Raw genomic sequence first — 26,573 nt, 5'->3', positions numbered from 1 at the left:
TGGCGAAAGGAGGTACGCTCACGGCGACATAGTCAACAAATTGAGTACATGAGGTGAGGGTATGAGCAGCTTCCGCAAAGCCGTCGAGGCGCGCGATCCCGACGCCATGGCCGCGACGCTGGCGGAGAACGTGGTCTTCCGCAGCCCGGTGGCGTTCCGGCCGTACCCGGGCAAGGCGATCACGGCCGCGATCCTGCGCGGCGTGCTGCGCGTGTTCGAGGACTTCCGTTACGTGCGCGAATTGACCGGCGCCGAGGGCCGCGACCACGCCCTCGTCTTCGAGGCCCGCATCGGCGACGTGCGGGTCGAGGGCTGCGACTTCCTGCACCTCGACGGCAACGGCCTGATCGACGAGTTCACCGTGATGGTCCGGCCGCTGTCGGCGGCGCAGGCGCTGGCGGAGGCGATGACCGCGCAGTTCGACCGGATCCAGCGCGAAGCAGTCAACTAGTTGAGCATGGCACTGCGGCACGCGCTGCTGGCCGCGCTGCTCGAGGGCGAGGCGTCGGGCTACGACCTGGCCAAGGGGTTCGACGCGTCGGTGGCGAACTTCTGGGCGGCCACCCCGCAGCAGCTCTACCGGGAGCTCGACCGGATGGCGGCCGACGGCCTGGTCCGCGCCCGGGTCGTCCACCAGGAGCGGCGTCCGGACAAGCGGCTGTTCTCGCTGACCGAAGCCGGGCACCGGGCACTGCACGGCTTCACGGCGCGCCCGCCCCGCCCGGGTGTGATCCGCGACGAGCTGCTGGTGCAGGTCCAGGCCGTGGACGCGGGCGACGAGGCGGCGGTCCGGCGCGCACTGGCGGAGCGGATGGCCAGGGCGGAGGCCAAGATCGCCGGCTACGAGCGGCTCCGCGCACGGCTGCTGGACGGCCGTTTCGAAGACGACTACCTCGCCGAAGCCGAGCGGATCGGCCCCTACCTGACGCTGATGCGGGGCCTGTCGTTCGAGCGGGAGAACCGGCGGTGGTGCGAGCAGTCGCTGAAGGTCCTCGACCGGCGGGCGGCGCGCTAGCGGTCAGCTCAGGCCGGCGTCGTGGACGAGGATCGCCACCTGGGTCCGGTTCGCCGCCTCGAGCTTCGCCATGATGTGTCCGATGTGGACTTTCACCGTCGACTCGCTGACCACCAGCGCCCGCGCGATCTCGGCGTTGCTCAGCCCGCGTCCGATGTGGACGGCCACGTCGTGCTCGCGCGGGGTCAGCACCGACAGCCGGGCCCGTGCCCGCGAAGTGCCGCCCCCGGCGGCGAATTCGGCCAGCAGCCGCTTGGTGATCTTCGGTGACAGCATGGCCTCGCCGCGGGCCGCGACCCGCACCGCGGTCACCAGCTCCCGGGGCGGGGTGTCCTTGAGGAGGAAGCCGGCCGCGCCGTGGCGCAGGGCCGTGTAGACGTACTCGTCGACGTCGAAGGTCGTCAGCACCACCACCGCCGGGGCCGCCGGGTGGCCGGCCAGCCGCTTGACCACCTCGAGCCCGCCGAGCCGGGGCATCTGGACGTCGGTGAGCACGACGTCCGGCCGGTGGCGGTCGGTCAGTTCGACCGCGCGCGAGCCGTCGGTGTCCTCGGCGACCACCTCGACGTCGCCCGCCGACTCGAGGATCATCCGGATGCCGCTGCGGACCAGCTCTTCGTCCTCCAGCAGCACGACCTTGACCGTCACCGCGGGTCCTTCCCCACCGGGAACCGCGCCAGCACCCGGAACCGGCCGTCGCCGGTCGGCCCGGTCCGCAGTTCGCCGCCGGCCAGTTCGACTCGTTCGTGCATCCCGACCAGACCGTAGCCGGACCCGGGGACGGCGCTGCCGTGCGGGGTCAGCCGGTTGACCACCTCGACCGCCAGCCGGCCGCCGGAGACGGCCAGCCGGACTTCGACGGCCGCGTGCGGGGCGTGCTTGCCCGCGTTCGTCAGGGATTCCTGCACAACCCGGTAGACGGCCCGGCCGACCGGGCCGGGCACCGCGGGCAGCGGGTCCGGCAGCGTCAGCTCGACCCGCGCCCCGGTGGCGGCGGCTTCGTCCACGAGATCGGCCACCGACGCGAGCACGCCCGGGTTCGCGGCGTCCGGGGCGTCGTCGCGCAGCACCCGCAGGATGCCGCGCAGTTCGTCGAGCGCGAGGGCGCTGGTGGCCCGGATCGTCTCGGCGGCCTGCTCGGTCCGTTCGTCCGGCGCCCGCAGCGACAGCGCACCGGCCTGCAACGCGACGGCGGTCACGCGGTGGGCGACGACGTCGTGCATCTCGCGCGCGATCCGCCGCCGCTCGGCGAAGACGGCCCGGTCGGCCAGCAGCGTCCGGGTGCGCTCGGCTTCCTCCGCGCGTTCGCGCAGCACGGCCAGCAGCGCCGCGCGCTGGTGCATCCACAGGCCGGCCAGCACCGGGCCGAGCACAAAGGCGCCCAGCGCGACCACGACGAGGGTGAAGCTCGCCGGGTGCCACAGCACCTGCAGCACGTTCCCGGCGATCCCGGCGACGACCACCGCCACCCCGGTCACGACGCTCACGCCGTGCCGGACGGCGACCGAGTACTGCGCCACCACCAGCGGCAGCAGCGTCACCCCGGCCGGCATGCACGCCACCGCGACCAGCAGCACGAGGAACGGCCACCGGCGCCGCGCCAGCAGGGCGACCCCGGAGACGACCACGGCGGGGACGTAGAGGGCGGGGTGCGGGTCACGCGGATCACCGCCGGCCAGGGTCACCACGATCACCACCGCGGCCACCCCGGCGTCGAGCGCCAGCAGGGCGATGCGGCCGTCCCACCAGCTCAGCCATCGCTTCATCGTGATCAGGGTAGGCCGGTCAGGCCGTCTCGGCGGGTCGAGGCGAACACGGTGGCCGCCGGCACGCGGACGAGCACGGCCAGGGTGGTCGGCACCACCCCGCCGAGCAGCTCGAGCCCGGCGGCGACCCGCGCCCGCGCAGCGACGATCCGCGACCGCACCACGAGTTCTTCACGGCAACCGTCGCGATAGGACTTCGCTGGTCCTTCGCCGACGATCACCGCCGGACCGCCGCGGCGGCGTCACGCCGGCCGACCAGGAACCACAGCAGGCTGCCCAGGAACGGCGCGCAAAAGGCGAAGAGCACCCAGACGATCTTCATGCCCCCGGTCAGCGGGGAGCGCAGGACGCTGACGAGCGCGGACAGGAACAGCACGACGAAGGCCAGCACGGCCGCACCGGCCACGCCGATCCCGAGCCACGACAGCGTCGTTTCGTGGTCCACGGACATGAGCTCTCTCCACTTCGGACTCGCGGGGGGATGGCTCCACGATCGCCGTCGCGGCGGGTGCGCACATCGGAACTTCGGACGTCACGGGATAGGCGGAAAGTATTAACCCGCGGTTGTACGGCTCTTGTACGGCCCCGTCCGACGATGGGTCCCATGTCATTGCACCGTCTCACCAAGGCCGCGCTCGCCGCCGGCGTGCTCGCGGGGCTGTTGGCCGCGCCGGCGGCGGCGGCCGCCGCCGCGCCGTCCACCTTGCCGGCCGACCAATACACCCTGACCGCCAACTACAACCAGTTCGACGCGGTGAACAGCGCTTTGGTGTCGACGCTGGGCACCGCGGCCGTCCACACCGTGATGGACAACGCCAACCACGACCGCACCGCGTTGCCGTCGTCGTTCTCCGTCGCCGGGCTCTCGACCGGCTTCCGGTTCGACAGCGGCGACAACTCCGACTGCACCAACTACCCGCAGGGCATCACCACCAGCCGCGACGCCGTGGGCACGGCGAACGGCGGCAACTACGACGGGCACCAGCTCATCGCGGTCAGCTGGTACACCAAGGACAGCTGCGACGGCGGCCAGGAGCGCAGCCGGATCACCCTGGTCGACTGGGACGCCGACTACCCGAACGCCTACCGCAAGATCCTGCTGGTCGAGCCGACCGGGACCGCGGAGGCGCCGGACTTCAAGGACATCCCGGTCCACGCCGGCGGCATGTCCTGGTACGGCGACTACCTCTACGTCGCCGACACCGGGAAGGGCATGCGCGTGTTCGACATGCGCAAGATCCTCAAGACGAACAGCGGCGGCACGTCCGACCAGATCGGCCACCAGAGCGGCAGCACGTACTACGCCCACAACTACGCCTACGTCCTGCCGCAGGTCGGCACGATCTCCTCGAAGACGACATCGGGAACGAACCTCGCGTGGTCGTCGATCTCCCTCGACCGCGTCAGCAAGTCGATCGTGATGACCGAGTACACCTGCTCCTCCGGCTGCACGGACTACCCGAACCGGGCGCCGCGGGCGATCCGCTACCCGTTCGCTGCGGGCGGCACCTTCGCCGCGACGACGACGGCGAGCCAGGCGCTGCAGCTGCCCTGGTACAAGCTCAACGGCGTGGCCTCGCACAACGGCCGCTGGTGGTTCCAGTCGTCCGGCCAGAAGCAGCTCTACTACTGGAAGCCGGCGGCCGCCGCGCAGACCTTCGCCTGGGTCAGCAGTGGCGAGAGCATCTCCTACTGGGAGGACGACACCGCCGCCGACCTCCTGTGGTCGCTGCAGGAAGGCGCGGGCAACCGCAACGTCTTCGCGGTCACCCAGGCCACCTTCGGCGGTGGCTGAGCCGGCCCGAGCACGCGGGGGCCCGTCCGGGACAGTTCCCGGACGGGCCCCTTTTCGCGTGCCGTGCCTGACCCCGCGAGGGTGTGGTTGCGGCGCCGCACCGCTGCCCATACTGGCCTCATGGAAGCCAGCCGACGCCTCGGCGAGTTCCTCAAGACCCGCCGCTCCCGCCTGCGGCCCGAGGACGTCGGCCTGGCCACCTACGGCGACCGTCGCCGGGTACCGGGGCTGCGCCGCGAAGAGCTCACCCAGCTGGGCGGGGTGCCCTACTGCTCGAGGCTCGAACAGGGCCAGTCGGCCAACGCCTCGCCGGAGGTGCTGGACGCGCTCGCCCGGGCCCCGCGGCTCGACGACACCGAACGACGGCACCTGCACGAGCCGGCGGCCGGGGCCCGGAAGCCGGCCGCGCGCCGCCGTCCGGCACCGGCGCGGGTCACCCCGGCCGTCCGGCAGCTGCTGACCGCGCTGGGCGACGTCCCGGTGGTCGTGCTCGGCCGGTGCAGTGACGTCCTCGCGTGGAACGCCGCCGGGCACGCCCTGTTCGCCGGGCACCTGGACCCGGACGCGCCCGAGCGGCCCGGGAGGCGCCCGAACCTCGCGAAGCTGGTGTTCCTCGATCCGCACACCCGCGAGCTGTACGCCGACTGGCCGGCCAAGGCCCGCGCGGTAGTGGCGACGCTGCGGATGGCGTCGGGCCGGCACCTGGACGACCCGCGCCCGGCCGCGCTCGTCGGGGAGCTTTCCGTCCGGAGCACGCAGTTCGCGGCGTGGTGGGCGGACCAGCGCGTCAAGTCCGGCGGCGACGCCGTTTACGAGATGCGCCACCCCCTGGTGGGCGCGATGACGGTCACGCACCAGGCGCTGCTCACCGAGCAGGACCAGCACGTCGTCGTCGCCACCACCGAACCCGGCTCCCCGTCGCACGCCGCGATGACCCTGCTCACCCACACCACCGCCACCGCGCGCCCCTCATTGCCGGCGCGCGGCTGAAAAAACCCGTCCCGGTCGAGGCACCCGCGAAGGGTGCCGGCTCGAACGCGCCCGGAAAACCCCACAGAGAAGGAAAAATGACCGAAATCAAACTCGGGGACGTCACCGTCACCCGCGTCGAAGAGCAGCACGGCCCGGTCATGCCGGCCCGGGGCTTCTTCCCGGATCCGCCGGAGCGGGCGTGGCGGGAGCACCGCCCGGCCGTTCCCGCCTGGGACCACCTCCGGCTGGACCACCCGGACCGGCTGCGCGAAGCCGGGGTCCGCCCGGAGGACGTCGACCTGGTCGTGCACACCCACCTGCACCCCGACCACATCGGCTGGAACACGCGCCTCGTCGACGGCACGTGGGTGCCGACGTTCCCCCGCGCGACGCACCTCATGCCCCGCGGACTGGGCCGCCGACGAAACCGTCCTGCCGGTGCCCGCCCACTTCGGCGGCCACAGCGCGCTGGAGGTCGAGCGTCGCGGCGGCTCGTTCGCCGTCAAGCAGTGGGGCCCGTTCCCCCACCGGTGACCCCCGGGTGAGATCCGGATCACGTCCGCGTGGTTCGCCGCGACCTCTGGGCGGGTGACTGCCATCCTGTGCCGTCAAGAGAAAGCGACGAGAGGACATCCCGTGGGCATCATCGCCTGGATCGTGCTGGGTCTGATCGCCGGGTTGATCGCGAAGGCCCTCATGCCGGGCAAGGACCCGGGCGGCTGCATCATCACGGTCCTGCTCGGCATCGCCGGGGCGTTCGTCGGTGGCTGGGTGGGCAAGACGCTGTTCCACACCGAGCTCGGCACGTTCTTCGACCTGCGCACGTGGGGATTGGCCGTCCTGGGCGCGCTGATCATCCTGGCCGGCTACCGCCTCATCTTCAGCCGCCGCGACTGAAGCACCGGTGGGGCACCTCGCGGTGCCCCACCGGTGTCCGTTCAGTTCAGGGTGACGCCGTAGGCGCTCAGCGCCTCGCCGACCGGCTGGAAGTACGAACTCCCGCCGCCCTTGCCCGAGGTGATGCCCAGGCCGACGCTGCCGGCGAACAGGCAGCCGCCCGAGTCGCCGGGGTTGACCAGCGCGTTGGTCTGGATGAGCTGGTACACCGAGCCTTCGGCGTAGTTCACCGTCACGTTGGTCCGCTGCACCGAGCCCGAGGTGAGGTGGGTGGTGCTGCCGCTCTTGCTGATCCGCTGCCCGACGGTCGCGGTACCGGCGGAGCTGATCCGCTGGGTGGACCCGTTCCACAGGGTGACCGCGCCGGGCGCGCTGCCGGTGGTGTTGCGGATCAGCCCGTAGTCGTTGGTCGGGAAGCTCGAGCCCTGCGACGGTCCGACGTTCCACTGCGACACCGCGCGAGTGCAGTGACCGGCGTCGACGATGTAGTTCTGGCCGCCGCGGTTGGTGTTGAAGCCCACGGAGCAGCGGGTGCCGCCACCGGTGATGGCTTCGCCGTTGTAGATCGCGGTGTGCATCTCGCCGGCGACCCGCTCCACGCGGACCCGGTCACCCAGCGCCCCGGCCGCCTTGAGCAGGGCTTCGGTGCCCTTGGCCGCGTCGGCCACGGTCAGCACGACCTGGTTGGTCTTGGGGTCGAGCCCGATCGAGGTGTGCGTCACCGCGGGCAGCGCCTGCAGGGCCTCCTGCGCGCTCGCCAGCGCAGCGCTGGAGTGCTTGACCAGCCGGGCCTGCGCACCGGCGGCGACGACCTGGTCGGCGGCGGCCTGGTCCAGCACGTTCACCACGGGCTTGGCGGCCGCATCGAGGTAGCCGTCGGCGGCACGGGCGCCGAGGGATGCGGTGACCTGGTGCAGGGTTTCGACGCTGGCCGCCTGCGTCCGCAACCACGTGACGGCGGCGGATTCGCTCATCCCCGCTTCGGCGGCGAGGGAAGCGACCGCATCGCTCTGGACCGTGGCCGAGTAGCCGTCGATGGTCGTGGCGGTGGCGGTGACCGGGGTGAAGAAGCCGATGGCCGCGGCGGCGGCCACCAGGGTTGTGGCGGAGCGGGCGAGGAGGTGGCGTCCCGGGGACGTTCTGCGCATGCCGGTAACTCACTTTCGCGGTCGCGGGGCGAAGCCGGCGCGAGGGGTGGCCACGCCGGCCACGTGGGGTGAGCCGGCCACGGGCCGGCACCGGTGATCCGGTGGCTCGAGGGTGATCCGCGGCCGGGGCGGGCGGTACCGACTTTCGTCGGACAGGACAAAAGATAGGTACCGGGCAATTCGCCCTCCCGCAGTTTCGCGGACAGTAAACGGCGGCGGCCGGCCCGCCGCTCCGGCGTCCGAGTGGTTCCGGCGCCGGGAGGCCACCCCCGGCGTACCGTTCGAGGCACGGGCACGGCGTGCTCTCCTCCCCCCTCGGAGCGCGCCGTGCCCGCCAGCGGAGATGTTGTCCCGCAGAGGTTTTTGAGCTGAGGTGGACGAGAATCCGCTGTTCGCCCGAAGGTGCCCGCCGCTTCGCGTGTCTATGCTGGACACCGGTAAGGAAGTCGGTTCCGGGAAGACGCGCGATATGAACGACCAGCGGCAGGTGCACGTCCGGGCGGAATCCCGGCACGTCGTCGTGTCCGACACCGACGGCGGCCGCGAGACGCTCACCTACCCCGGCGTCACACTCACGCGCATGACCGCCGGCGTCCCGGACGACCAGATCTGGCTGCCGATGGGCGACCGGCCCAGCGAAGTCGACGACGAAGCCCTCATCGCGGCGTTGCGAGCCGCGTTCCTCTGGCGGATCGGGCAGCCCTAGCCGTCCTCCCCCCATCTGTGCTGTGACCGGCCGGACGAGTAAAGGCCGGATCCCCGGGTACGCCTCTGGAGAAGGAGGCGTCGCACGGTGCAAGTGAACTGGGGCACGGCACCCGAGCCGGGATGGCAGGTGCTGGAAGTAGCCGGGGCGGACCCCGCGGGGCTGGCCGCCGCCCGCCGGTGGGCCGAGGACAAGCTGGCGTCGCTCGCCGAAGCGGACCGCGTCGACGTGGTGATCGTGGTCGGCGAACTGCTGGAGAACGCCTACGTGCACGCCACCGGCCCCAGCCAGCTGCGGATCCACCTCGGGCGCGACCCGTGCGAGGTGACGGTGGCCGTCGCCGACGTCGGCACCGGCGAACCACGCCTGCGGGTGCCGGGCCGCTCCGGCGGCCGTGGCCTGCTGCTCGTCGACGAGCTCGCCCTCGCCTGGGGCGTGAGCCACCACGACGACGGGAAGATAGTCTGGGCCCGCCTCGCCTGCCAGGACTAGCGGCCGTTCCAGTGCACGGTGTCCGGCGGCTCGAGGTACTTCCGCAGGTGCTGCTCCTCGGGACGGCCGTGCAGCGGGAACCGGAAGCTCGACCCGTCCGGCCAGGTCAGCGTGCTCTTGCGGAGGTGCAGCGCCGGAGCCTGCGGTTTGCGCGCTTCCCAGACGATCGACGGCGGGGGCGCGTCGGCCGGGTCGGTGAAGGTCGTCCCGGTGTCCACCACCGCCAGGCACGACGGCGAGCACACCAGCCACGGCCCCTTCACGGACCGGAGCCGGTCGGCCAGGTCGAGCACCATCGCGTTCTCCGGGCCCGTGATCCGGATGTCCCGCTGGAAGGGCCGTCCCGGGGTGCCTCCGTTCGCCAGCGCGAAAACGGAGAACACCGCCGTGCCGATGCCGCGCAGGATGTTCCCGAAGAACCGCCGGACGAGCCGCTTCCCCTCGACGGTGCCGTCCAGGCGACGGCCGGGGACCGCAAAACCCACGTCGAGGTCGCCGAGGCGCAGGACGATGACCGGCTCGTGCCACCGGTCCCGCATCAGCGCCTCGACCCGCTCGCGGAATCCCGGCCGGACCTGGGTCTCGTGCGACCAGCGCTCGGCGTTCTCGGCGAACCCGCTCAAATGTCGAGATCCCTGCGCGTCTCCTCCGGGCTCCGGTCCCCGCCGATCTCGCTCTTGTCGAACCACGGTTCGTCCCCCTCCGGCGTGACGGCCTCTTTGCCTTCGGCGAAGGCGCCCTTCCCTGCCCCGATACCGGCCTTCACGCCCGCACCGGCGAGGAACGGCTTGACGCCGGCCGAAGTGCCGAACATCGTCGTGAGCGCCCGGTTGCTCGGCTGCCAGCCCTGGGCGACCGCGCCGAAGCCGAACTTCGTCTCGCCGGGCATCACACCGATGCGCAGCTTGCGGGTGAACACTTCGAGCTTCCCGGAGTACTTGACCAGGAACTCCATGAACGTGTCGAGCAGCTTGCCGAACTTGCCGAGGTAACGCGTCACCTTCTGCAGCACGCTGGCCGCCTTGGCGATGGACGCGGTCATCGCGGCCGCGACCGAGCCGCCGAAGCTGATCACCGACGCGGCCAGCGCCGGCAGCCACAGCGTGATCAGCCAGGACACCAGCTCGGTGATGATCCCCTTGATCACCTCTTCGATGACCACCATGACCATCGACCACATCTGCAGCACCTCGGCCACCGAGCCGGCGGCCGAGCCGATGCCGCGGATGCCGGAGGAGAAGTCGCCGAGCGCTTCCTTCGCCGCGTTGCCGGCGTCGTCCACCCACTCGGCCAGCGCGGTGTCGCCGGTCTTCTCGAAGTCTTCGGCGAGCGCGACAAAACCCTGCGCGATCGTGACGAAGTTCTCCGAGGCGTGCCCGATGGCCGGGCCGTCGCCGGTGACCTGGTGCAGCGCGTCCTGCAGCGGCTGGACCAGTTCGAGCAGCATGTTGAGGCCGTGGCTGACCAGCCAGCCGATCGGGTCCATGGCGAAGGTGACCATGTCGCCGGCCGCGGCGCCGACGAACGCCGCGCCGTCACCGACCAGCGCAGCCCCCGCGGACGCCAGCTCGCCCGGGCCGTCCGCTTCGGCGGCTTGCTGCGCGTGCTCCCCGATCTTCTTGCCCGCCTTGTAGGCGGTGCCGGCCACCGGCACGAACCCGGCCGCGCGGTCGAGGTTGGCGCCCGTGCTCTCGTCGTAGGCCTCGACGTTCAGCGCGTCGGCGATGCTCTTCTTCGGCTCGGTCATTCGCCCTGCCCGATCGCGTCGATTTCCGCCTCGTGCCGGCCGAAGGCGATCTTCCCGGCGTCTTCCATCCCCTGGTACATCTCCGCGGCCTTGGTGAGCTTCGTGGTGAACCCGTCCACGCCGTCCTTGAGGTCGGTGAGCAGCGAGCGCAGCTCGGCGAGGCGGTCGGTGTAGCCCTGCTTGGCGAACAGGCCGACGAGCCCCCAGGCTTCGTCGGTCACGTCGGCGGCGTCGATCTTGGCGCCGAACTTATCCGCTTCCTGCTCGTAGAACGGCAGCTGCTTGGCGTAGGCGGAGATCGCCCCGATGTTCGTCTGGATTCCGTCTGGCATCGCGGGTTTCCCTAGGATCGGCGGAGGATGGGGCCCTGGTCGAAGTCGTCGTCGTCCCCGGCAGCGGGCCGGCGGGCGGGCCGCGACGGCTGCCGCGGCTGCTGCTCCGACGCGGGAGCGGCCGCCGCGGTTCCGAACGCCTCCGTCTGGGCTTCGCGCACCTGCGCCGTGACGTCGACGCCGAACGCGTCGCCGAAGGTCTCGTCCACGATGCCGGCCTGCTGCTGCGCGGCGCCGGCCACCGCCCGGCGGATGGTGTCCATGATCGTCGCGGCGAGCTGCCCCGCCTCGACGCGCGTGGCCCCGGCGGTGAGCCGCAGGTCGGTGACGGTGCCCCCGGCACCCGCGGTCACCGTCACGGTCCCGTCCGGCGAGGTGACGGTGGTCTCCAGCCGGGCGATCCGCTCCTGCATGTCGCCGACGCCGGCGAACCGGGCCTCGGCCTGCCGCACCTTGCTCCGGAAGTTCTCGAACTGGGCGATCAGCTCGTCCATCTGGGCGGACATCGTGTCTCCCTTGCGCGGTTCGGGGCCCTGTGCCCGGCATCATGGCAGATCCGCCCGGCGGCCGATGACGTTTCCCCGGATCACGCGCTCAGCCGTCGAGGAGCTCCACGGTCACGGTGCAGGTGTCCCCCACCTCGAGGCCTTCGGCCACGCGGACGGCCCGCTTGACGGGCAGGACGTAGGCCCCGCGCGAGCCGTCCGGGAAGATCGAGGTCCGCCAGCCGGTGGCGCCGACGGTCACCCGGACGCGCACCGAACCGAAGCCACGCCGCGGCCCGGCGGTCAGCTCGCGGATGTCGTCCGACGCCTCGGCGGGCAGGCTGACGAAGACCCAGCTGTCGGCGCGCCGGGCCTCCCATTCCCAGAGCTCGGCCTCGAAGGCGACGCTCAGAGACACGGCGGCCGGTAGCCGTCGATGCGCAGGCCGCGGAACTCCAGCTCGTTCGGCGTCTTCCCGACGAACACCAGGCCCCGAGCCTCCGGCAACGCCGAGGCGAACGAATACGACGGCGTCCCCAGCTCCGGCAGCGACGTCCACCGGCGTGGCGAAAAGCTGAAGAACCGCGTCACCAGCCTGCCGCCGGTCGACGGCACCGGCGTCAGCCACTTGTCGCCGCCGCTCCAGTGGGAGGCCGGGCGCAGCTGGACGTAGAGGTCGTCGGTCGCGCGGTAGGTCAGCAGGAACCCCGCCGACCGCGAAAGGTCGGCCTGCGCCTCGAACCGGTTCCCCAGCCACACCACGGCCACGTGCCACTCGGCGTTGAGGAACGTCACCTTGGCCGCGTACCCGTGCTTCCCGGGCACGAGCAGGCTCCCGGTGGCCGGGACCGTCGTCCCCTCGCCGCTGGCCAGCCACTGCTGCAGCCGGTCGATCGACGGGGTCGCGCACTCGCCGCCCGGGCGCGCGGAGGCGGTCGCCGGGGTGGTCAGCGGGAGCACCAGCAGGGCAGCCAAGGCCGAAAGCGTTCTGGCGAAGGGAAACCGACCGCGCATTCCCCGGAAGCTAGCACCGCCACCCGCCCAGCACCACCTACCCGGGTGGGCCGGCGGGCCGCACGGCTAGGCTCTTCGTCGGCGAAAACGACCACTTTCGCCGAGGCAAGCGCACCACGACGCGGGGAGAACACCCACATGCTGGACCGAGCGGTCATCGACGCCCTCTTCCCTGCCGACCTGCCCGAACCCGAGCACTGGGAGCAGCAGTACCCCGCCCGCGACCTCCCCGAAGGCGCGCTGGTCACGCGCCTGGGCCCGTCGCCGACCGGGTTCGTGCACGTCGGCGGCATCTACGTCGCCACCATCGACCAGGACCTCGCCCGCCGCTCCGGCGGCCGCTACCTCGTCCGCGTCGAGGACACCGACCAGTCCCGCGAGGTCGAGGGCGCCCTCGAGCAGTTCGAACGCGGCTTCCGCTACTTCCGCCTCGCCGCCGACGAAGACATCGACCGCGGCGGGGACTACGGCCCCTACCGGCAGTCGGCCCGTGAGCGGATCTACCTCACCTACGTCCGCGACCTCCTCCGGCGGGGCAAGGCGTACCTCGACTTCGCCACCAAGGAGGAGCTGGCCGCCATCACCCAGCGGCAGCAGGCCACCAAGCTGCCGACCGGTTACTACGGCAGCTGGGCGATCTGGCGCGACGCCGACCCGGCCGACGTCCAGGCCAAGCTCGACGCCGGCGCGCCGTACGTCGTGCGGTTCCGGGCCCCCGAGGACGCCACTGCCGCCGGCGCCCGCGCCCGGTTCACCGACGCGATCCGGGGGCCGCTGGAAGCCGAGGCCAACCGCAACGACGTTGTCATCCTCAAGAGCTCCGACCAGAGCCCGCGGCTGCCGACCTACCACTTCGCGCACGCCGTCGACGACCACCTCATGCGGGTGAACCTGGTGGTCCGCGGCGACGAGTGGATCTCATCGGTCCCGGTGCACCAGCAGCTGTTCGACGCGCTCGGCTTCGAGCCGATCACCTACGCCCACATCGCGCCGCTGATGAAGCAGGAGGGCGGCAGCAAGCGCAAGCTGTCCAAGCGCAAGGACCCGGAAGCGTCCGTCGACTTCTTCATCGAGGCCGGCTACCCGGCCGACGCCGTCCTGTACTACCTGCGCGGCCTCGCCAACGGCCGGCTCGCCGAAATGCCCCTCGACCAGGCGCTCACCGAGCCGATCAACCTCGACGAGTGCGGTGTCGCCGGCCCGCTGGTGGACCTGGTCAAGCTCGACGACATCGCCGCGGATCACATCGCGACCCTCTCCGGCGCCGCGATCCTCGAGGCCGTCCGCGACTGGGCCGGCCGGTTCGACCCCGAGCTGCGCAAGGTCCTCGACGACGAGCCCGACCTCGCGCTGCGCGCGCTGGCCGTGGAGCGCGAAGGCGCCGAGAACCCCCGCAAGGACCTGAAGAAGTGGAGCGAGTTCCGCGCCGTCTACGGCTTCTTCTTCCCCCAGCTCCACGCGGCGGTCACCGGCCCCGACGACGAGCGGATCGCCGCGCTCGGCGTCGACCGCGCGGTCGTCCAGGCGGTGGCCCGCGACTTCGCCGCCGACTACCGCCAGCTCGACGACGGCCAGGAGTGGTTCGAGCAGATCCGCGCGGTCGCGGCCAAGCACGGCTTCGCCCGCAACGCCAAGGAGTTCAAGAAGAACCCCGAGGGCTTCCCGGGCTCCATCCGCGAGGCCTCGCAGATCATCCGGATCGCCCTCACCGGCTCGACGCGCAGCCCCGACCTGCACGCGATCACGCAGGCACTGGGCCAGGAAGAAGTCCTCGGCCGGATCGCCGCCCTGACCAAGTAGCGCCGCGGCTCCGGCGGCGCCCGCGTCACGCGCCGCCGTCGGAGCCTTCGGCCGCCTCGTCCTCGAACGGGTGAAAGCCGAAGCGCACCACGCTCGCCGGCCGGGGCCCGCCCACGCCGTCCGGCCGGGCGGTGATCAGGCCGGCCGCGTCCTCGCCGTCCAGCCGCGCGAGGAGGCGGGCCAGCGCCTCCGGCGCCCCCACCGGTTCCGCCGGCGTCTGGATCAGCGTGCGGTGGAGGATCCCGACGTCCCAGCCGTCGCCGCTGCCGCTGCCCGCCGCGGTCCGGATCGTCGCGTCGAGCAGCCAGCGCGGCGGCTTGCCGGTCAGCGCCGGTGTCGCGTGGGCGGTCAGGCCGACGATCTGGTCGGCGCGGAGCAGGCCGTCACTGAGCGTGGTGAGCCAAACCTTGGTCAACCCCATGTGTCAACGGATAACACCCCACCGGCGCCGCCGCAATCACTCGAGCCGGTCGGCCTGCGCTTCCGGCGCGGGGGGTGTCCTCGGTGCCGGCCCCGGGGCGGACGTGAGATGCTCGACCGCGCAGGCAGGCCTAAGGCGGGAGGCGCAGCGGGTGACCAGCTGGATCGACGTGATCAACTTTGTCCGGACGCGGTACGAGGTCCTCGAAGAGTCGGAGGGCTGGCTGCGGTTCCGGCTGGAGGGTCCGCGGGACCGCACGCAGCAGGCGACGGTGCACCACCTCGCCGAGCACGACGGCGGCTCGTGGATCGAGATCTCCTCGCCGGTCGGCTGGGCCGACAAGGTCGACCTGCGCCGGCTGCTCGAGCTGGCCGGCGCTTCGGCCGTCGGCGGCGCGGCGGTGGTGGACGGGGTCGCGCTGCTCAAGCACACCGTGCCGCTGGAGGACCTCAGCATCCAGGAGGAGTTCGAGCGCCCGCTGAAGGCGGTCGTCGCCCGCGCGGACGCCTTCGAGCACGAGCTCACCGCCGCCGACGAATTCTGACCATCCACACCGGACCCGAGGGCGTCACCCGGAGCGCCGCGCCCGGTCGGTGCGACGGCGGTTTTCCTTCTCCAGTGCGGTGACGAGCTCGTCCTTGGACATCCGAGACCGGCCGGGGACGCCGAGCTGCTTGGCGCGCTCGTAGAGGTGCTGCCGGCTCGCGGTCGCGTAGACACCACCGTGAGTCGGCCGCTCGGGCTGCCCGGCCCCACCGGCGGCCTGCTCGTCCGACGGGCCGCGTTCGGGCTTCGGCTCCCAGTGGTCGCCGACCTTCTCGAAGGTGTGCTTCAAGGCCGCGTAGGCGGTCTGCTGGGCCCGCCGGCCGGGTCCGTAGGTCCGAAGGGCGGAGTCGTGCGCGGCCACCCAGGTGTCCTGGGCCTTGCGCGGCGACCGCAGCAGGGTGCTGGGCAAGTCTTCGCGTCCGGGCATGCCGCTTCGGCTACCCGGGGAACCGGGTGGTGAAACGGCGGGGTACGGGTGCGCTTCGACCGCGGCGCCCGCCTCGCCGAGCCCGGTCCGGGACGAGGCGTTGCGCCGCGACGGATGGCAGCGAGGCGCTGCCGCTGGAGTCGCGAATGACTCATTCGGGACGTCCGAGGTCCCCAATGACTCATTCGCGACGCTCGCACGCGACCGCGGGCACCCGGCAACACGGCTCCGCGGGCCCCTGGCCCCCGCGGAGCCCGACGTGCCCGGCAGCGTCTCTGCCCCAGCACCCGCCTCACCGAGCGCCATCCGGCAACACCGCCGGCACCCGCGCCCGGCAACCCACCTCGATCCCCGGCATGGCGCCCCGGGGCTCCACAATCCGAGCCCACTCCCCCTCCCTCCCATCACCGTCCGAACAGGACCGCGCCCTCGAACGGAGCCTCCTGTGCGGCCCGTCGGAGGGTCGGGCATCCTGGGGACCGGTGTTTTCCGGAGACGAGGGGACGAGAGGGCAGAAATGGGTGTTTCACCCGATTTGACCGTACCGGCGAGCGTCGAGAGCCCGGTGTCGCCGAAGCCGCCGGCTTCGGCGGTGGCCCGGTGGCTGCTGGAGCACCGGGTCGCCCCGGTGGGCCGCGCCGGCGGCGAGGACCACGGCACGCCGCAAGCCTGGTGGAAGGTCATGTGCCTGACCGGCGTCGACTACTTCTCCACCCTCTCCTACCTCCCCGGCATCGCCGCGCTCGCCGCCGGGGCGCTCTCCCCGCTCGCGACCCTGCTGATCGTCGCGCTGACGCTGCTCGGGATGCTCCCGATGTACCGCAGGGTGGCCCGCGAAAGCCCGCACGGGCAGGGCTCGGTGGCGATGCTGGAAAACCTGCTGCCGTTCTGGCGGGGCAAGCTGTTCGTCCTCACCCTGCTCGGGTTCGTCGCCACGTCGTGGATCATCACGATCACGTTGTCCTCGGCGGACGCCACCGTGCACATGCTGGAGAACCCCTACCTGCCCGGCTTCCTGCACGGCCACGCGGTGCTGATCACCGTCGTGCTGCTGCTGGTCCTCGGCGGGGTGTTCCTGCTCGGCTTCAGCGAGGCCGTCGGGGTCGCCATCCCGCTCGTCGCGGTTTTCCTGCTGCTCAACGCCGTGGTGACGATCACCGGGGTGATCGACCTGGTGGGCGATTCCGCCGCCCTCTCCCACTGGACGGACGCGCTGACCGCGGGCGGCGGCGGGTTCACCGGCGTCATCGGCCCGGCCGTCATCGCGTTCCCGCTGCTGGTGCTGGGGCTCTCCGGGTTCGAGACGGGCGTCAGCATGATGCCGCTGGTCGCGGCCGAGGGGAAGACCGCCGAGGAGAAGCTGGAATCCCGGATCCGCAACACGCGGAAGCTGCTGACCGCCGCCGCGCTCGTCATGTCGGTGTTCCTGATCGCGACCAGCTTCGTCACCACCGTGCTGATCCCGGCCGAGGCGTTCCAAGAGGGCGGGGAGGCCAACGGCCGCGCCATGGCCTACCTCGCCCACCGCGAACTGGGCGAGATCTTCGGGACCGTCTACGACGTCAGCAGCGTGCTGATCCTGTGGTTCGCCGGTGCCTCGGCGATGGCCGGGCTGATCAACATCGTCCCGCGGTACCTGCCCTCCTACGGCATGGCGCCGGAGTGGGGCCGCGCCGTCCGGCCGGTCGTGCTCGTCTACACCGCGATCAGCGTCCTCATCACCATCGCGTTCGGCGCCGACGTCAACGCCCAGGCCGGCGCCTACGCGACCGGGATCCTCGCGATGATGGTCTCCGGCGCGGTCGCGGTCAGCATCTCGGCGATCCGGCGGCGGCAGCGCGGGGCCGCCGTGGGCTTCGTCGTCCTCACGCTCGTGCTGCTGTACGCCCTCGTCGAGAACGTCATCGAAAAGCCGGACGGGATCGCCATCTCGGGCCTGTTCATCCTCGGCATCATCGTCGTCTCGCTGGTGTCCCGGGTTTCGCGGACGACGGAGCTGCGTGCCGACCGCATCGAGTTCGACGAGCAGGCTCGCCGGTTCATCGCCGACTCACTGGCCCACGACGGCTCCTTGAACATCATCGCCAACAAGCGCCAGGGCGGCGACCTCGCCGAGTACTCCGAGAAGGAAGCCGAACAGCGCGGGATGAACCCGGTGCCCGGGGCCGCCGACATCCTGTTCCTCGAGATCGACGTCGTGGACCCGTCGGAGTTCAGCAACGTGCTCCAGGTGCAGGGCGTCGAGATCGACGGCTACCGGATCCTCCGCGCGGACAGCCCCGCGGCGCCGAACGCGATCGCCGCGATCCTGCTCACCCTGCGCGACGTGACGGGCGTCCGCCCGCGCTGCTACTTCGAGTGGTCCGAGGGCAATCCGCTCGGTCACCTGTTCCGCTACCTGCTCCTCGGCCGGGGCGACACCGCGCCGGTCGTCCGGGAGATCATCCGCAGCAGCGAAAAGGACCCGGCCCGCCGCCCGGCCATCCACGTCGGCGGCTGAGGGGGGCCGGCCGGCCGCTCCGGTGGGCGTGGCCCGCAGGACGACGACCGCGCCCGCGCGGAGCGAGCCGGCGAACTCCGGGAAGGCACGACTTCGCGAACGTCCGCGGGAAGCGCTTTCCAGCCGCACCACGACCGCGCCGGAGAGAGCAACGAGAGCCGCGCTCACCGCCGGTGGTCAGCCGGTCCTCATCGGCCGGACGGGGGCGGTCCTGCTCGCCGGACCGGGGCGCGCGGCGGCGTTCGGGCCGGGCAGCGGTCGCTCACACGGTCAGCACCGAACTACCTCGACGGCGGCGGCCCTGCTCGCCGAACCGGAGCGCGCGGCAGGGTTCGGGCCGAGCAGCGGTCACTCACACGGTCAGCGCCGAACTACCTCGGCGGCGGTGGGCCTGCTCGCCGGACCGGGGCGCGCGGCCGGGGTTCGGGCCGGGCAGCGGTCGCTCACACGGTCAGCGCCGAGCTACCTCGGCGGCGGCGGTCCTGCTCGCCGGACCGGAGCGCGCGGCGGCGTGCGGGCGGGACCGCGGCCCTCCTGGGGGCGGGGTGCGCGGGCGGGGGCCCGGGGTCGTGGCGGGGGTGCCTGGCGAGCGGGGCGCTCGGCCTGCGGGACCGGGCGGGGCCGGTTGACCCAGGAGTCGAACAGCAGGATCAAACCCGCGAACACCGCGCAGCCGATGCCCAGTGCCACGTTGACCAGCGCGCCGAGGATTCCGGCCACGAGCAGCACCGGAAGCACCGCCATCAGGCAAAACGGGTCGATCCGGCCGAATTTCGGACGTGCCGGCCCTTCACGGGGACTCACCGTGCGGTTTCCGGGTTCCATCGCGCCATTCCAGCAGTATGCAACGGCGGAGCCCCACCCTGCCACCTGGCCGGCGGCGGGCCGGCCGAGATCACCTCCGGTGACCGGGCGGACAGAAACGGACAGGATCCGGGCGTATCCGGGGAGCGACCGCCGTTCCGTGGTGCAATGGCGCGGCGGAAAGGGGTATGCGCATGAAAAACGGCTTGCCGCTGCGGATCGGTTACGCCCTTCTGGCCCTGGTGACGGCGGGCGGCACGCTCGCCGGTGCCGCGACGGCGACGGCGAGCCCGGCGCCGCCGGCACTCGAGTTCGCCAACCCGGACAGCCAAGCCCGGTACGGCACCGCCTACGCCGCCGCGCTGCAAAACCTGTTGCGCACCAACACCATCGCCTATGACGCCCGCTACAACCGCAGCGGGTTGCTGGATCCGGGCACCGGTCTCGTCCGCGCGGGCGGCGGTTACGACCAGCCCTGGACGCGCGACGCGTCGATCAACAGCTGGAACGCCACCAGCCTCCTCGACCCGGCGCTGGCGAAGAACACGCTGTGGGCCGTGGTCGACCAGAACGCCGTCGTGCAGCAGGACGACCAGCAGTGGGACCAGGTGGTCTGGGTCACCGCTGCCTGGCACCACTACCTCGTCACCGGCGACGGGAACTTCCTCGGCAACGCCTACCGCACGGCCACCGCCACGCTGACGATCCGCGAACACGCCACCACCGCGGGCTTCAACCCGACGTACGGCCTGTTCACCGGAGCCTCGTTCTTCAACGACGGCATCGCCGGCTACCCCGCGCCGCCCGCCGACGCGACCGAGTCGGTCAGCACCGGGAGCATGCCGTGGCCCGGGGTCGCGACCGGGATGTACCTGAGCACCAACGAGCTCTACTACGCCGCTTACGTCAACGCCGCGAACATGGCCGAGAAGCTGCGCCGCCCCGCGCAGGAGGTAGCCGGGTACCGGACCAAGGCCGTCGCGCTCCGGACGGCGATCAACCGGCACTTCTGGAACCCGGGCACCGGGCTGTACGACTACCAGCTCCTTGCCGACGGCTCCCGCGGCGCCTTCCAGGAGGGCACCGGCCTGGCGTTCGCGCTGCTCTTCGGCATCGCGAACCCGGCGCAGGCCCGGTCGATCGTCACCCGCGCCCGTGAGCTGCCCTGGGGCATGCCGGATACCTTCCCGCACTGGGCTCGCTACAGCGACGCGCAGCCCGGCCGGCACAACGCCATCGTCTGGCCGCTCGTCCAGGGGCTGTGGGCGAAAGCGCTGGCCGGGCAGGGTGAGGTGAACGCGTTCGCCGCGGAAACCGCGCGCCTGGCCAAGCTGGCCGGCAGCAACAGCGGCTTCTGGGAGATCTACAACGGGACGACGGGCGTGGTCGACGGCGGCTGGCAGCGGCTGGGCGACACCGTGAAGTTCCACTGGGGTTCCGAACCGGACCAGACCTGGTCGGCCACGGCGTTCCTCGACATGGTCCACACCGGACTGTTCGGGCTGACCTTCACCGACCGCGGGCTGTCCTTCGCGCCACGCCTCCCGGCGGGCTGGGGTGACGTCACGCTGCGGAACCTCCGTTACCGCGCGGCGAACCTGACCATCGCGCTGCACGGCGCGGGCACCACGATCCGCTCCTTCACCGTCGACGGCAAAGCCGCTCCCGCCGAACTCCCGGCCACGCTCACCGGCGACCACACGATCGACATCACCCTCACCGGCGCGCCCGCCGGCGACCGGGACGGCGACGGCGTGGCCGACGCCCAGGACCGCTGCGCCGACACCACGGGCCCGGCCGCCCTCGGCGGCTGCCCCGACCCGGCGCACCTCGAAGCCGAGGACGCCCGCAACACCGGCGGCGTGAAGACGAACGTGAACCACACGGGCTACTCGGGCCGTGCGTTCCTCGACGGGCTCTGGGCGCAGGGCGCGTCGTCGTCCTTCACCGTGCACCGCGCGGCGAACGCGGGGCCGGAACGCGCCACGTTCGCCGTGCGGTACGCCAACGCCAACAGCGACACCCGGACGATGACGCTGTCGGTGGACGGGCAGGTCGTGCGGCAGGTCGGGTTCCCGAAGGTCTCCGACAGCTGGGACGCCTGGGGCACGACGACGTTCGCCGACGTCCCGCTCACCGGCCGGGATCCGGTGGTGTCGCTCTCCTACGGGCCGGGCGACACCGGCGCGATCAACCTCGACTGGCTCGAATACCGCCGTTAGCGGACCGCGAACACCATCCCGATGTCGGCGGCCTCCTGGACGGGGTCCTGCACGGCTTCGACCGCAAAACCGCGCGCGGCGAAGACCTCGCGGACGGTGTCGCGGTTCCGCCGCCACCCTTCGACCTCGACGACGGCCTGCCGCACCAGCGGCCAGTGCCGGTCGTCGAGGCCGCGCAGCACGTCCAGCTCGGCGCCTTCGACGTCGACCTTCAGCAGGTCGACGCGCTCGATGCCCTGCTCGTCGAGCACCACCGACAGCGGCCGGACGCGGACGCGGTGGGTTTCGAGTTCGCGCATCACCCGCAGCTTGCGCCCGACGATCCCCCGCAGGATCGGCGCCGGTACGCGGCGCAGCGCCGCACCCAGGCCGCCGCGGCGGATCATCTCGACGACGCTGGCGGTGACCCGCCGCCGTTCGGCTTCGATGTTCGCTTCGTCCCGCCACGACGACGAGAAGATGGTCGCCGCCGGGAAGTAGCTGAAGTCGAGTTCGTCTTCGCCGGCCGCCAGCCCGTAGGGCAACGCGGTCAGCCGGCCGCCGAAGAAGTCGCGGCCGTTGCGCTCCAGCGTCGCGTGCAGCGGCGGGAGCGGCTCGAACGCGTAGATCCGCACGTCGCCGTCCAGCCGTTCGTACACGGCCGCGGAGAAAACCCCGATGTTGGCGCCGACGTCGAGGACGGTCGCACCGGGGGTGAGCTCGACGCCGTGGGCGAAGTAGGCGCCCACCTCCTCGCGCAGGAAGGACACCTCCCACGGGTTGATGCTGTGCAGGTCGATCGTGTCCATGGTCACGCGCAGAGGCTTATCAGGATCAAGCCGCCCGGGGCACCCCCGTTCGGCGGCTACGCTGTTCGGCCCGGTCTCCCCCGGCAGCAACTCGCCGACGCGGCCGGCGTCGAACAGACTGAGCGGGGCCGGCCGCGGGAGATGACCGGCGCGACGCAAACGACACGGCGAGCCGCCGGTCAGACAGCGTTCCCGCGCGCCGCCCGGGGCGCTGCCGTTCGGCGGCTACGCTGTTCGGCCCGGCCCCGGGCGGCGTACCACTGCAGCGCGACGATCAGCGCCAGCCCCAGTTCGACGACGTCCCCGCCGTAGTACATGAGCTGGGCACCGGCCTGCCGGTCCGCGACCGCGAGCAGCGCTCCCGGTGGCGCGGTGGCGTACAACGTCTTGGCCAGCACGGCGTGCGCGGCGGCCGCGCCGATCAGGGCGCCCGCGCGGACGCCGAGCCCGGCCCGGTGGCGCAGCGGGTCGAGCCGGCACACCGCCGCCGTGAACAGCACCCCGGTCAGGAAGACGTGGAGGTGCACGAAGGCGTGCAGCAGCGGTTCCCGGCCGCTCGCGGCGTACAGGCCGGTCCGGTAGAGCAGCCAAAGGCTGCCCGCTTCCAGGACGGCCGCGACCGGCGGGAAGACCAGCACCGCCGCGGGCCGCGACGCCAGCACCGGCTTGAGACGGCGGCGAGTCGCGGCCGGGACCGCGCGCAGCAGCAGCGTCACCGGGCGGGCGAGCACCAGCAGGACGGGCGCCAGCATGCCGAGCAGCAGGTGCTGCACCATGTGGCCGGTGAACGAGGACGCGCCCGGCAGCAGCAGGGCACCGGCGGCCGCGGCGGTGCCTGCCCCGAACACGACGTCCCGCACCGGCGGCCACCGGTCACCGCGGCGCCGCAGCCGCCACGCGCCCGCTTCGTACGCCGCGAACACCACGACGGCCGGTCCCACGGCGAACAGCCCGGGCCCATGGTGCCCGGCGTGGGCCAAGGCGCTCACGCAGCCGCCCGCGAGCGGCGCAGCAGGACCACGCCGGCCACGACCAGGAGCACCGCGACGACGTTCCACGTCCAGTCGTACGGCGTGAGGTCCACGGCGTAGCGGATCTGGTGCAGGCCGAGGAGTTTGTGCTGGATGGTGCCGTCGTAGAGCTGGAAGGCGCCGGCCCCGGTCAGGATGCCGCCGGTGAGGGCGCGGCCGGACAGGCGGTCACCTCGGCGCAGGTCGGCGACGAGCACCAGGCCGAACACGACGGCGAAGAAGCCGAAGGCGTGGAAGATGCCGTCGGAGACGAGCCCGGCGTCCGTCGTCGAGCGGTCGTAGAAATGGTGCCAGTGCAGCAACTGGTGGAACACGGTCTCGTCGACGAAGGCCGCTACGCCGATGCCGGTGAGGACACCGGCCCATGCCGAACGTGCGGTGGGTCTCGCTCCCGGCACCCGCACCACCTCCGGTCCCCGGGCCGACGCCCGGAAGTCGTTGCGGCTCAGCGTTCTCCCTCGATGTGCATCGCGGCCTGTTCGGGACCGGCGGCCACCGCGGACGGGGCCTCCACGCCCACCTGGTCGGGCTCGGTGTCGAACGGCGGGCCGTCGCCCTCGACCGGCTCCAGCTGCATCGGCTGTTCCGGGGCCGCGCCCGTGTCCGGGTCTTCGCCCTCGCCCGCCCGTGGGTCGATGCCGAGTGGCACCTCGGCGGCCGGGTCCGGGTTCTCTTCCCCGATCCGGTCGCCCAGTCCGCGCGGGTGCGCCTGCTCCCACGGGGTCATGCCGTACTTCGTCACGCCCGACCAGTCCTCCGGGGGATCCATGCCCTCTTCGAGCGGGTCGGCGCGGATCCGGTCCTCGTCGAGGTCCTCGGCGCTGTTGAGCGCGGCCGGGTCCGTTTCGACGGCGTCGGGCCGGCCGGTGTCCTGCGGCGGGTCATAGCTCTGGTCCGGTTCGCTCATGTTCCCCGGGCTTCCCGCTGACGCGACGGCGAAACACCGGCCGGCGGCAGCTTTCCCCGGTCCGGGACAGCAGGACCACGCCCACGACGGCCACCACCGCGGCGGGCACCCACACGAAAGCGTGACCCGGTTCGAGGCGCTCCCCGGTGAGGAGCCGGGCGGCGGGCACGGCGGCCAGGGGGTCGAGCAGCACCAATGCGGGCATCGACCACGACAGCGCGCCGCGGGCGTAGGCCTGCTGGCTGCCCAGCTGCGCGACGACGGCAACGACGAGGGCCGCCCACAGCGCGCTGCCGCCCAATGTGGGCAGCAGCCCGCGTTCGCCGAACGTCTTCACGGCCGCGGAGATCAGCACCGCCGCGACGCCCGCGGCGATCCCGGCCGCCGCCCCGCACGCCAGCGCGCCCCACGGCCCGCGCCCGCTCCGGCTGCCCGCGGCGACCACGCCCACGGCCACGAGCACCGCGGCGACGACGGCGAACCAGGGTGGCAGGTGGTCGCCGGTGCCGGCGGCCGGGCGGGCCGCCACCAGGAACACGGCCAGGCCGCCACAGGTGCAGACCGCTCCGATCCCGTCGAGCCGGGACGGCAGGCACCGGTCGCGCACCGACCGGATGGCCAGCGCGACGACCAGGCCCCCGGCGAGCACCGGCTGCACGATGGCGACCGGGGCCAGTGCCAGCGCGACGACCTGCAGGACGGTCCCCAGCACGGTGGCGCTCTGCCCGACCATCCACTTCGGACGCGTCACCAGCAGGCGCAGTCGGAGGCCGTCGGCGTGCGCGCTGCTCGAAGCGGCTTCGTGCTGCAGCACCGATCCGACGGCGAACATGACGGCGGCGGCCGCGGCGACCGCCGTTCCGGGGAGGAAGGCGGAAATTCCGGCGGGGAGGGGCACCCGGCCCGGGTACCCCGGGCCCGCGGCGGTTATCCCCGCCGCGTTTGTGCGACGGCGCAGGCGGTATCCGGGTGATCCGGGACCGCCCGCGCGACCACGAGGAGATGTCATGCCCCGACCGGTGTCCGACCAGGTAGTCGTGCTCATGGGCGCCTCGAGCGGGATCGGGCGCGCCACCGCGCTCGCCTTCGCCGCCCAAGGGGCGCGTGTCGTCTGTGCCGGCCGCACCGCGCGGGCCCTCGACACGCTGGTCGAGCAGATCACGGGCGCGGGCGGGACGGCCTTGGCGGTGCCCACCGACATCGCCGATCCGGACGCCGTCCGCGCGCTGGTCCGCGCGGCGGAGGCGGAGTTCGGGCGGATCGACACCTGGGTCAACCTCGCCGGGGTGTCGGTGTTCGGCCGCGTCGAGGACATCACCGACGAGGAGTTCGACCGCGTCCTGCGGGTGAACTTCCTGGGCCACGTCCACGGCGTCCGCGCGGTGCTGCCCGCCCTGCGCCGCGCCGGCGGCGGCTCCGTGATCGGCGTGGCGTCGGTCGAGGGGGTGCGGGCGGTGCCGCTGCACGCGCCCTACACGGCCAGCAAGTTCGCGCTGCGCGGCTTCTACGACTGCCTCCGCATCGAGCTCGCGCAGGAGGGCGCCCCGATCGCGGTCACCACCATCCTGCCCGGCGCCATCGACACGCCGTTCTTCGAGCACGCGCGCAGCAAGCTCGGTGCGCTGCCGAAACCGCCGCCGCCGGTGTACGCGCCCGAGACGGTCGCCGACACGATCGTGTTCGCCTCGACGCACCCCCGCCGCGAGATCCCCGTCGGCGGAGCCGCGGCCGGGTTCTTCCTGGGCCAGCGGCTCTCCCCGGGCCTGACCGACGCGCTGCTTTCGCTGCGCCGGGTCGGCTCGCGCAGCTTCCGCAGCTCCTTGCCGGACAACGGCACGGACAACGTCGACTCCGCGGTGGACGAACCGGGGCAGGTCCACGGCAGCCACCCCGGCAAGGTGGTGCGGCGCAGCGCCTTCACCCGGCTGTTCGGCACGCTGCCCCGGCCGGGCGACCTGCTCACCGCGGCGGTGTCACGGCGGCATCGCACGACCGGCTGAGGGTTGCCCGGCGCGCGGCGGGGTAGCCGTCGCGGTATGGATCCGACGCGCGACGGTCACGCCCGGTCGAAGCCCGCGTGGGCGCACCGGGCACTGCGGAAAGCCGAAAACGCCCCAGGGCTCGACGGCCTGGCCACCGGCCTCAAGCGGTTGCTGGACGGTGTCGCGGGAGGCGGCGTGGCACGGCAGCTGCGCGGCCACGGGCTCGGTCACCCGCTGCACCCGCTCGCGGTGACGGTCCCCATCGGCGCCTGGCTCTGCTCGACGGTGTTCGACCTGCGCCCGGACGGCCGGGACACGGCCCGCCGCCTGGTCGCGGCCGGCCTGCTGACCGCTCCGGCGGCGATGGTGCTCGGCCTCGCCGACTACACGGAGCTGGACGTGCAGCAACGCCGGGTCGGCTTGGTGCACGCGGCCGCCAACGCGACGGCGACCGCCCTCTTCGCCGCGTCGTACCTGGCCCGCCGCCGTGGCCGCAGCGGACGGCTGCTCGGCGTATTGGGCCTGGCCGCGACGAGCCTGGGCGGCGCGCTCGGCGGGCACCTGGCCTACGCCCAGGGCGCCGGGGTGTTCCGCTGGCAGCCCCCTGGACGACCTGGCCCCGGCCGAGCTCGCGGGCGAAGACCCGGCCGCGCCCCGCAACCCGGCTTGACCCCACCGCACCGGGTCGCGAATGACTCATTCGGGACCCGGTCGCTTCCCCCGTCGCGTCGTCGCACGGACGGCCTCCCGGGCCGCGCGCGCTGCTGCCAAGCTCC

Annotated in this window: 33 protein-coding genes; 14 read left to right on the top strand and 19 right to left on the bottom strand. The window is 72.5% G+C overall.

What is annotated here, in order from left to right; translation table 11 throughout:
* Positions 1–61: 61 nt before the first annotated feature.
* Positions 62–451 carry a nuclear transport factor 2 family protein gene (locus tag Q5425_RS34760; RefSeq protein ID WP_308676599.1) on the top strand — a complete coding sequence of 130 codons (390 nt, stop codon included), beginning with the start codon at positions 62–64 and terminating at the stop codon, positions 449–451.
* 6 nt (positions 452–457) lie between these two features.
* Complete coding sequence (locus tag Q5425_RS34755) at positions 458–1,015, top strand: PadR family transcriptional regulator (RefSeq protein WP_308676688.1); 558 nt, start codon at positions 458–460, stop codon at positions 1,013–1,015.
* A gap of 3 nt (positions 1,016–1,018) precedes the next feature.
* Here the strand turns inward: Q5425_RS34755 and Q5425_RS34750 are convergent, their stop codons facing one another.
* The 4 genes from Q5425_RS34750 to Q5425_RS34735 are packed head-to-tail and all read right to left on the bottom strand — an operon-like array spanning position 1,019 to position 3,232.
* Positions 1,019–1,663: a response regulator transcription factor gene (locus Q5425_RS34750; RefSeq protein ID WP_308676598.1), complete on the bottom strand. Its 645-nt coding sequence runs from the start codon at positions 1,661–1,663 to the stop codon at positions 1,019–1,021.
* Positions 1,660–2,781, bottom strand: a complete 1,122-nt coding sequence (locus Q5425_RS34745; RefSeq protein WP_308676597.1) for a histidine kinase — start codon at positions 2,779–2,781, stop codon at positions 1,660–1,662. Before Q5425_RS34745 ends, Q5425_RS34750 begins: the two co-directional genes overlap by 4 nt.
* A 5-nt stretch (positions 2,782–2,786) precedes the next feature.
* Positions 2,787–2,942 carry a hypothetical protein gene (locus tag Q5425_RS34740; protein ID WP_308676596.1) on the bottom strand — a complete coding sequence of 52 codons (156 nt, stop codon included), beginning with the start codon at positions 2,940–2,942 and terminating at the stop codon, positions 2,787–2,789.
* Positions 2,943–2,998: 56 nt separating this feature from the next.
* Positions 2,999–3,232: a PLDc N-terminal domain-containing protein gene (locus Q5425_RS34735; protein ID WP_308676595.1), complete on the bottom strand. Its 234-nt coding sequence runs from the start codon at positions 3,230–3,232 to the stop codon at positions 2,999–3,001.
* A gap of 153 nt (positions 3,233–3,385) precedes the next feature.
* On the opposite strand from Q5425_RS34735, the gene Q5425_RS34730 reads away from it, so the two are divergent.
* The 4 genes from Q5425_RS34730 to Q5425_RS34715 all read left to right on the top strand — a co-directional run bounded on the left by Q5425_RS34730 (position 3,386) and on the right by Q5425_RS34715 (position 6,445).
* Positions 3,386–4,576: a hypothetical protein gene (locus tag Q5425_RS34730; protein WP_308676594.1), complete on the top strand. Its 1,191-nt coding sequence runs from the start codon at positions 3,386–3,388 to the stop codon at positions 4,574–4,576.
* A 120-nt stretch (positions 4,577–4,696) separates the two neighbouring features.
* Complete coding sequence (locus Q5425_RS34725) at positions 4,697–5,566, top strand: helix-turn-helix transcriptional regulator (RefSeq protein WP_308676593.1); 870 nt, start codon at positions 4,697–4,699, stop codon at positions 5,564–5,566.
* Positions 5,567–5,643: 77 nt separating this feature from the next.
* Entirely contained in the window at positions 5,644–6,093 is a 450-nt protein-coding gene (locus Q5425_RS34720) for an MBL fold metallo-hydrolase (protein WP_308676592.1), read from the top strand.
* Positions 6,094–6,184: 91 nt separating this feature from the next.
* Positions 6,185–6,445 carry a GlsB/YeaQ/YmgE family stress response membrane protein gene (locus Q5425_RS34715; protein WP_308676591.1) on the top strand — a complete coding sequence of 87 codons (261 nt, stop codon included), beginning with the start codon at positions 6,185–6,187 and terminating at the stop codon, positions 6,443–6,445.
* 41 nt (positions 6,446–6,486) lie between these two features.
* On the opposite strand, the gene Q5425_RS34710 is transcribed toward Q5425_RS34715, so the two are convergent.
* The gene (locus Q5425_RS34710) at positions 6,487–7,593 is read right to left on the bottom strand and encodes a S1 family peptidase (RefSeq protein WP_308676590.1); all 1,107 of its coding nucleotides are present in this window, start codon (positions 7,591–7,593) and stop codon (positions 6,487–6,489) included.
* A gap of 424 nt (positions 7,594–8,017) precedes the next feature.
* Between Q5425_RS34710 and Q5425_RS34705 the strand changes: the two genes are divergently transcribed.
* The gene (locus tag Q5425_RS34705; RefSeq protein ID WP_308676687.1) at positions 8,018–8,299 is read left to right on the top strand and encodes a hypothetical protein; all 282 of its coding nucleotides are present in this window, start codon (positions 8,018–8,020) and stop codon (positions 8,297–8,299) included.
* Positions 8,300–8,386: 87 nt separating this feature from the next.
* Positions 8,387–8,791 carry an ATP-binding protein gene (locus Q5425_RS34700; RefSeq protein ID WP_308676589.1) on the top strand — a complete coding sequence of 135 codons (405 nt, stop codon included), beginning with the start codon at positions 8,387–8,389 and terminating at the stop codon, positions 8,789–8,791.
* Here Q5425_RS34700 and Q5425_RS34695 read toward each other — a convergent pair.
* The 6 genes from Q5425_RS34695 to Q5425_RS34670 all read right to left on the bottom strand — a co-directional run bounded on the left by Q5425_RS34695 (position 8,788) and on the right by Q5425_RS34670 (position 12,369).
* The gene (locus tag Q5425_RS34695) at positions 8,788–9,414 is read right to left on the bottom strand and encodes a hypothetical protein (RefSeq protein ID WP_308676588.1); all 627 of its coding nucleotides are present in this window, start codon (positions 9,412–9,414) and stop codon (positions 8,788–8,790) included. The two genes, Q5425_RS34700 and Q5425_RS34695, sit on opposite strands and share 4 nt — an antisense overlap.
* Entirely contained in the window at positions 9,411–10,538 is a 1,128-nt protein-coding gene (locus Q5425_RS34690) for a hypothetical protein (RefSeq protein WP_308676587.1), read from the bottom strand. Before Q5425_RS34690 ends, Q5425_RS34695 begins: the two co-directional genes overlap by 4 nt.
* Positions 10,535–10,870, bottom strand: a complete 336-nt coding sequence (locus Q5425_RS34685; RefSeq protein ID WP_308676586.1) for a hypothetical protein — start codon at positions 10,868–10,870, stop codon at positions 10,535–10,537. The genes Q5425_RS34690 and Q5425_RS34685 overlap by 4 nt, the downstream gene beginning before the upstream one ends.
* Before the next feature lie 11 nt (positions 10,871–10,881).
* Complete coding sequence (locus tag Q5425_RS34680; RefSeq protein ID WP_308676585.1) at positions 10,882–11,376, bottom strand: YbaB/EbfC family nucleoid-associated protein; 495 nt, start codon at positions 11,374–11,376, stop codon at positions 10,882–10,884.
* 88 nt (positions 11,377–11,464) lie between these two features.
* Positions 11,465–11,767: a DUF1905 domain-containing protein gene (locus Q5425_RS34675; RefSeq protein ID WP_308676686.1), complete on the bottom strand. Its 303-nt coding sequence runs from the start codon at positions 11,765–11,767 to the stop codon at positions 11,465–11,467.
* Complete coding sequence (locus Q5425_RS34670) at positions 11,764–12,369, bottom strand: hypothetical protein (RefSeq protein ID WP_308676583.1); 606 nt, start codon at positions 12,367–12,369, stop codon at positions 11,764–11,766. The genes Q5425_RS34675 and Q5425_RS34670 overlap by 4 nt, the downstream gene beginning before the upstream one ends.
* Positions 12,370–12,507: 138 nt before the next feature.
* Between Q5425_RS34670 and Q5425_RS34665 the strand changes: the two genes are divergently transcribed.
* Positions 12,508–14,169, top strand: coding sequence for a glutamate--tRNA ligase family protein (locus Q5425_RS34665; protein ID WP_308676582.1), 1,662 nt, complete (start codon positions 12,508–12,510; stop codon positions 14,167–14,169).
* Positions 14,170–14,194: 25 nt separating this feature from the next.
* Here Q5425_RS34665 and Q5425_RS34660 read toward each other — a convergent pair whose 3' ends face one another.
* The gene (locus tag Q5425_RS34660) at positions 14,195–14,590 is read right to left on the bottom strand and encodes a hypothetical protein (RefSeq protein ID WP_308676581.1); all 396 of its coding nucleotides are present in this window, start codon (positions 14,588–14,590) and stop codon (positions 14,195–14,197) included.
* Between the two features lie 151 nt (positions 14,591–14,741).
* On the opposite strand from Q5425_RS34660, the gene Q5425_RS34655 reads away from it, so the two are divergent.
* Positions 14,742–15,134, top strand: a complete 393-nt coding sequence (locus Q5425_RS34655) for a hypothetical protein (RefSeq protein ID WP_308676580.1) — start codon at positions 14,742–14,744, stop codon at positions 15,132–15,134.
* Between the two features lie 24 nt (positions 15,135–15,158).
* Here Q5425_RS34655 and Q5425_RS34650 read toward each other — a convergent pair whose 3' ends face one another.
* Positions 15,159–15,563 (bottom strand): ChaB family protein, encoded by a 405-nt coding sequence (locus Q5425_RS34650; RefSeq protein ID WP_308676579.1) that lies wholly within the window; start codon positions 15,561–15,563, stop codon positions 15,159–15,161.
* Between the two features lie 517 nt (positions 15,564–16,080).
* Here Q5425_RS34650 and Q5425_RS34645 point away from each other — a divergent pair.
* Entirely contained in the window at positions 16,081–18,063 is a 1,983-nt protein-coding gene (locus Q5425_RS34645) for an amino acid transporter (RefSeq protein ID WP_308676578.1), read from the top strand.
* Positions 18,064–18,525: 462 nt separating this feature from the next.
* Here Q5425_RS34645 and Q5425_RS34640 read toward each other — a convergent pair whose 3' ends face one another.
* Entirely contained in the window at positions 18,526–18,807 is a 282-nt protein-coding gene (locus tag Q5425_RS34640; protein WP_308676577.1) for a hypothetical protein, read from the bottom strand.
* 254 nt (positions 18,808–19,061) lie between these two features.
* Here Q5425_RS34640 and Q5425_RS34635 point away from each other — a divergent pair, with 254 nt between their 5' ends.
* Positions 19,062–21,089 carry a glycosyl hydrolase family 65 protein gene (locus tag Q5425_RS34635; RefSeq protein ID WP_308676576.1) on the top strand — a complete coding sequence of 676 codons (2,028 nt, stop codon included), beginning with the start codon at positions 19,062–19,064 and terminating at the stop codon, positions 21,087–21,089.
* Here Q5425_RS34635 and Q5425_RS34630 read toward each other — a convergent pair.
* The 5 genes from Q5425_RS34630 to Q5425_RS34610 form a co-directional block, all read right to left on the bottom strand.
* Positions 21,086–21,877, bottom strand: a complete 792-nt coding sequence (locus Q5425_RS34630; RefSeq protein ID WP_308676685.1) for an FkbM family methyltransferase — start codon at positions 21,875–21,877, stop codon at positions 21,086–21,088. The genes Q5425_RS34635 and Q5425_RS34630 overlap by 4 nt on opposite strands.
* Before the next feature lie 179 nt (positions 21,878–22,056).
* Positions 22,057–22,866 carry a cytochrome c oxidase assembly protein gene (locus Q5425_RS34625; protein WP_308676575.1) on the bottom strand — a complete coding sequence of 270 codons (810 nt, stop codon included), beginning with the start codon at positions 22,864–22,866 and terminating at the stop codon, positions 22,057–22,059.
* Positions 22,863–23,306: a DUF2243 domain-containing protein gene (locus Q5425_RS34620; protein ID WP_308676574.1), complete on the bottom strand. Its 444-nt coding sequence runs from the start codon at positions 23,304–23,306 to the stop codon at positions 22,863–22,865. The genes Q5425_RS34625 and Q5425_RS34620 overlap by 4 nt, the downstream gene beginning before the upstream one ends.
* 47 nt (positions 23,307–23,353) lie before the next feature.
* Positions 23,354–23,815: a hypothetical protein gene (locus Q5425_RS34615; RefSeq protein WP_308676573.1), complete on the bottom strand. Its 462-nt coding sequence runs from the start codon at positions 23,813–23,815 to the stop codon at positions 23,354–23,356.
* Positions 23,790–24,713, bottom strand: a complete 924-nt coding sequence (locus tag Q5425_RS34610) for a DMT family transporter (RefSeq protein ID WP_308676572.1) — start codon at positions 24,711–24,713, stop codon at positions 23,790–23,792. Before Q5425_RS34610 ends, Q5425_RS34615 begins: the two co-directional genes overlap by 26 nt.
* Positions 24,714–24,822: 109 nt before the next feature.
* On the opposite strand from Q5425_RS34610, the gene Q5425_RS34605 reads away from it, so the two are divergent.
* Both Q5425_RS34605 and Q5425_RS34600 read left to right on the top strand, forming a co-directional pair.
* The gene (locus Q5425_RS34605; protein WP_308676571.1) at positions 24,823–25,815 is read left to right on the top strand and encodes an SDR family oxidoreductase; all 993 of its coding nucleotides are present in this window, start codon (positions 24,823–24,825) and stop codon (positions 25,813–25,815) included.
* 36 nt (positions 25,816–25,851) lie between these two features.
* Positions 25,852–26,573 (top strand): DUF2231 domain-containing protein (locus Q5425_RS34600; RefSeq protein ID WP_396135306.1); only part of this gene is annotated, 722 nt, incomplete at its 3' end.

The sequence above is a fragment of the Amycolatopsis sp. A133 genome, from assembly GCF_031082405.1.
Classification (GTDB): Bacteria; Actinomycetota; Actinomycetes; order Mycobacteriales; family Pseudonocardiaceae; genus Amycolatopsis.
This window is presented reverse-complemented; position numbering and strand designations above follow the sequence as displayed.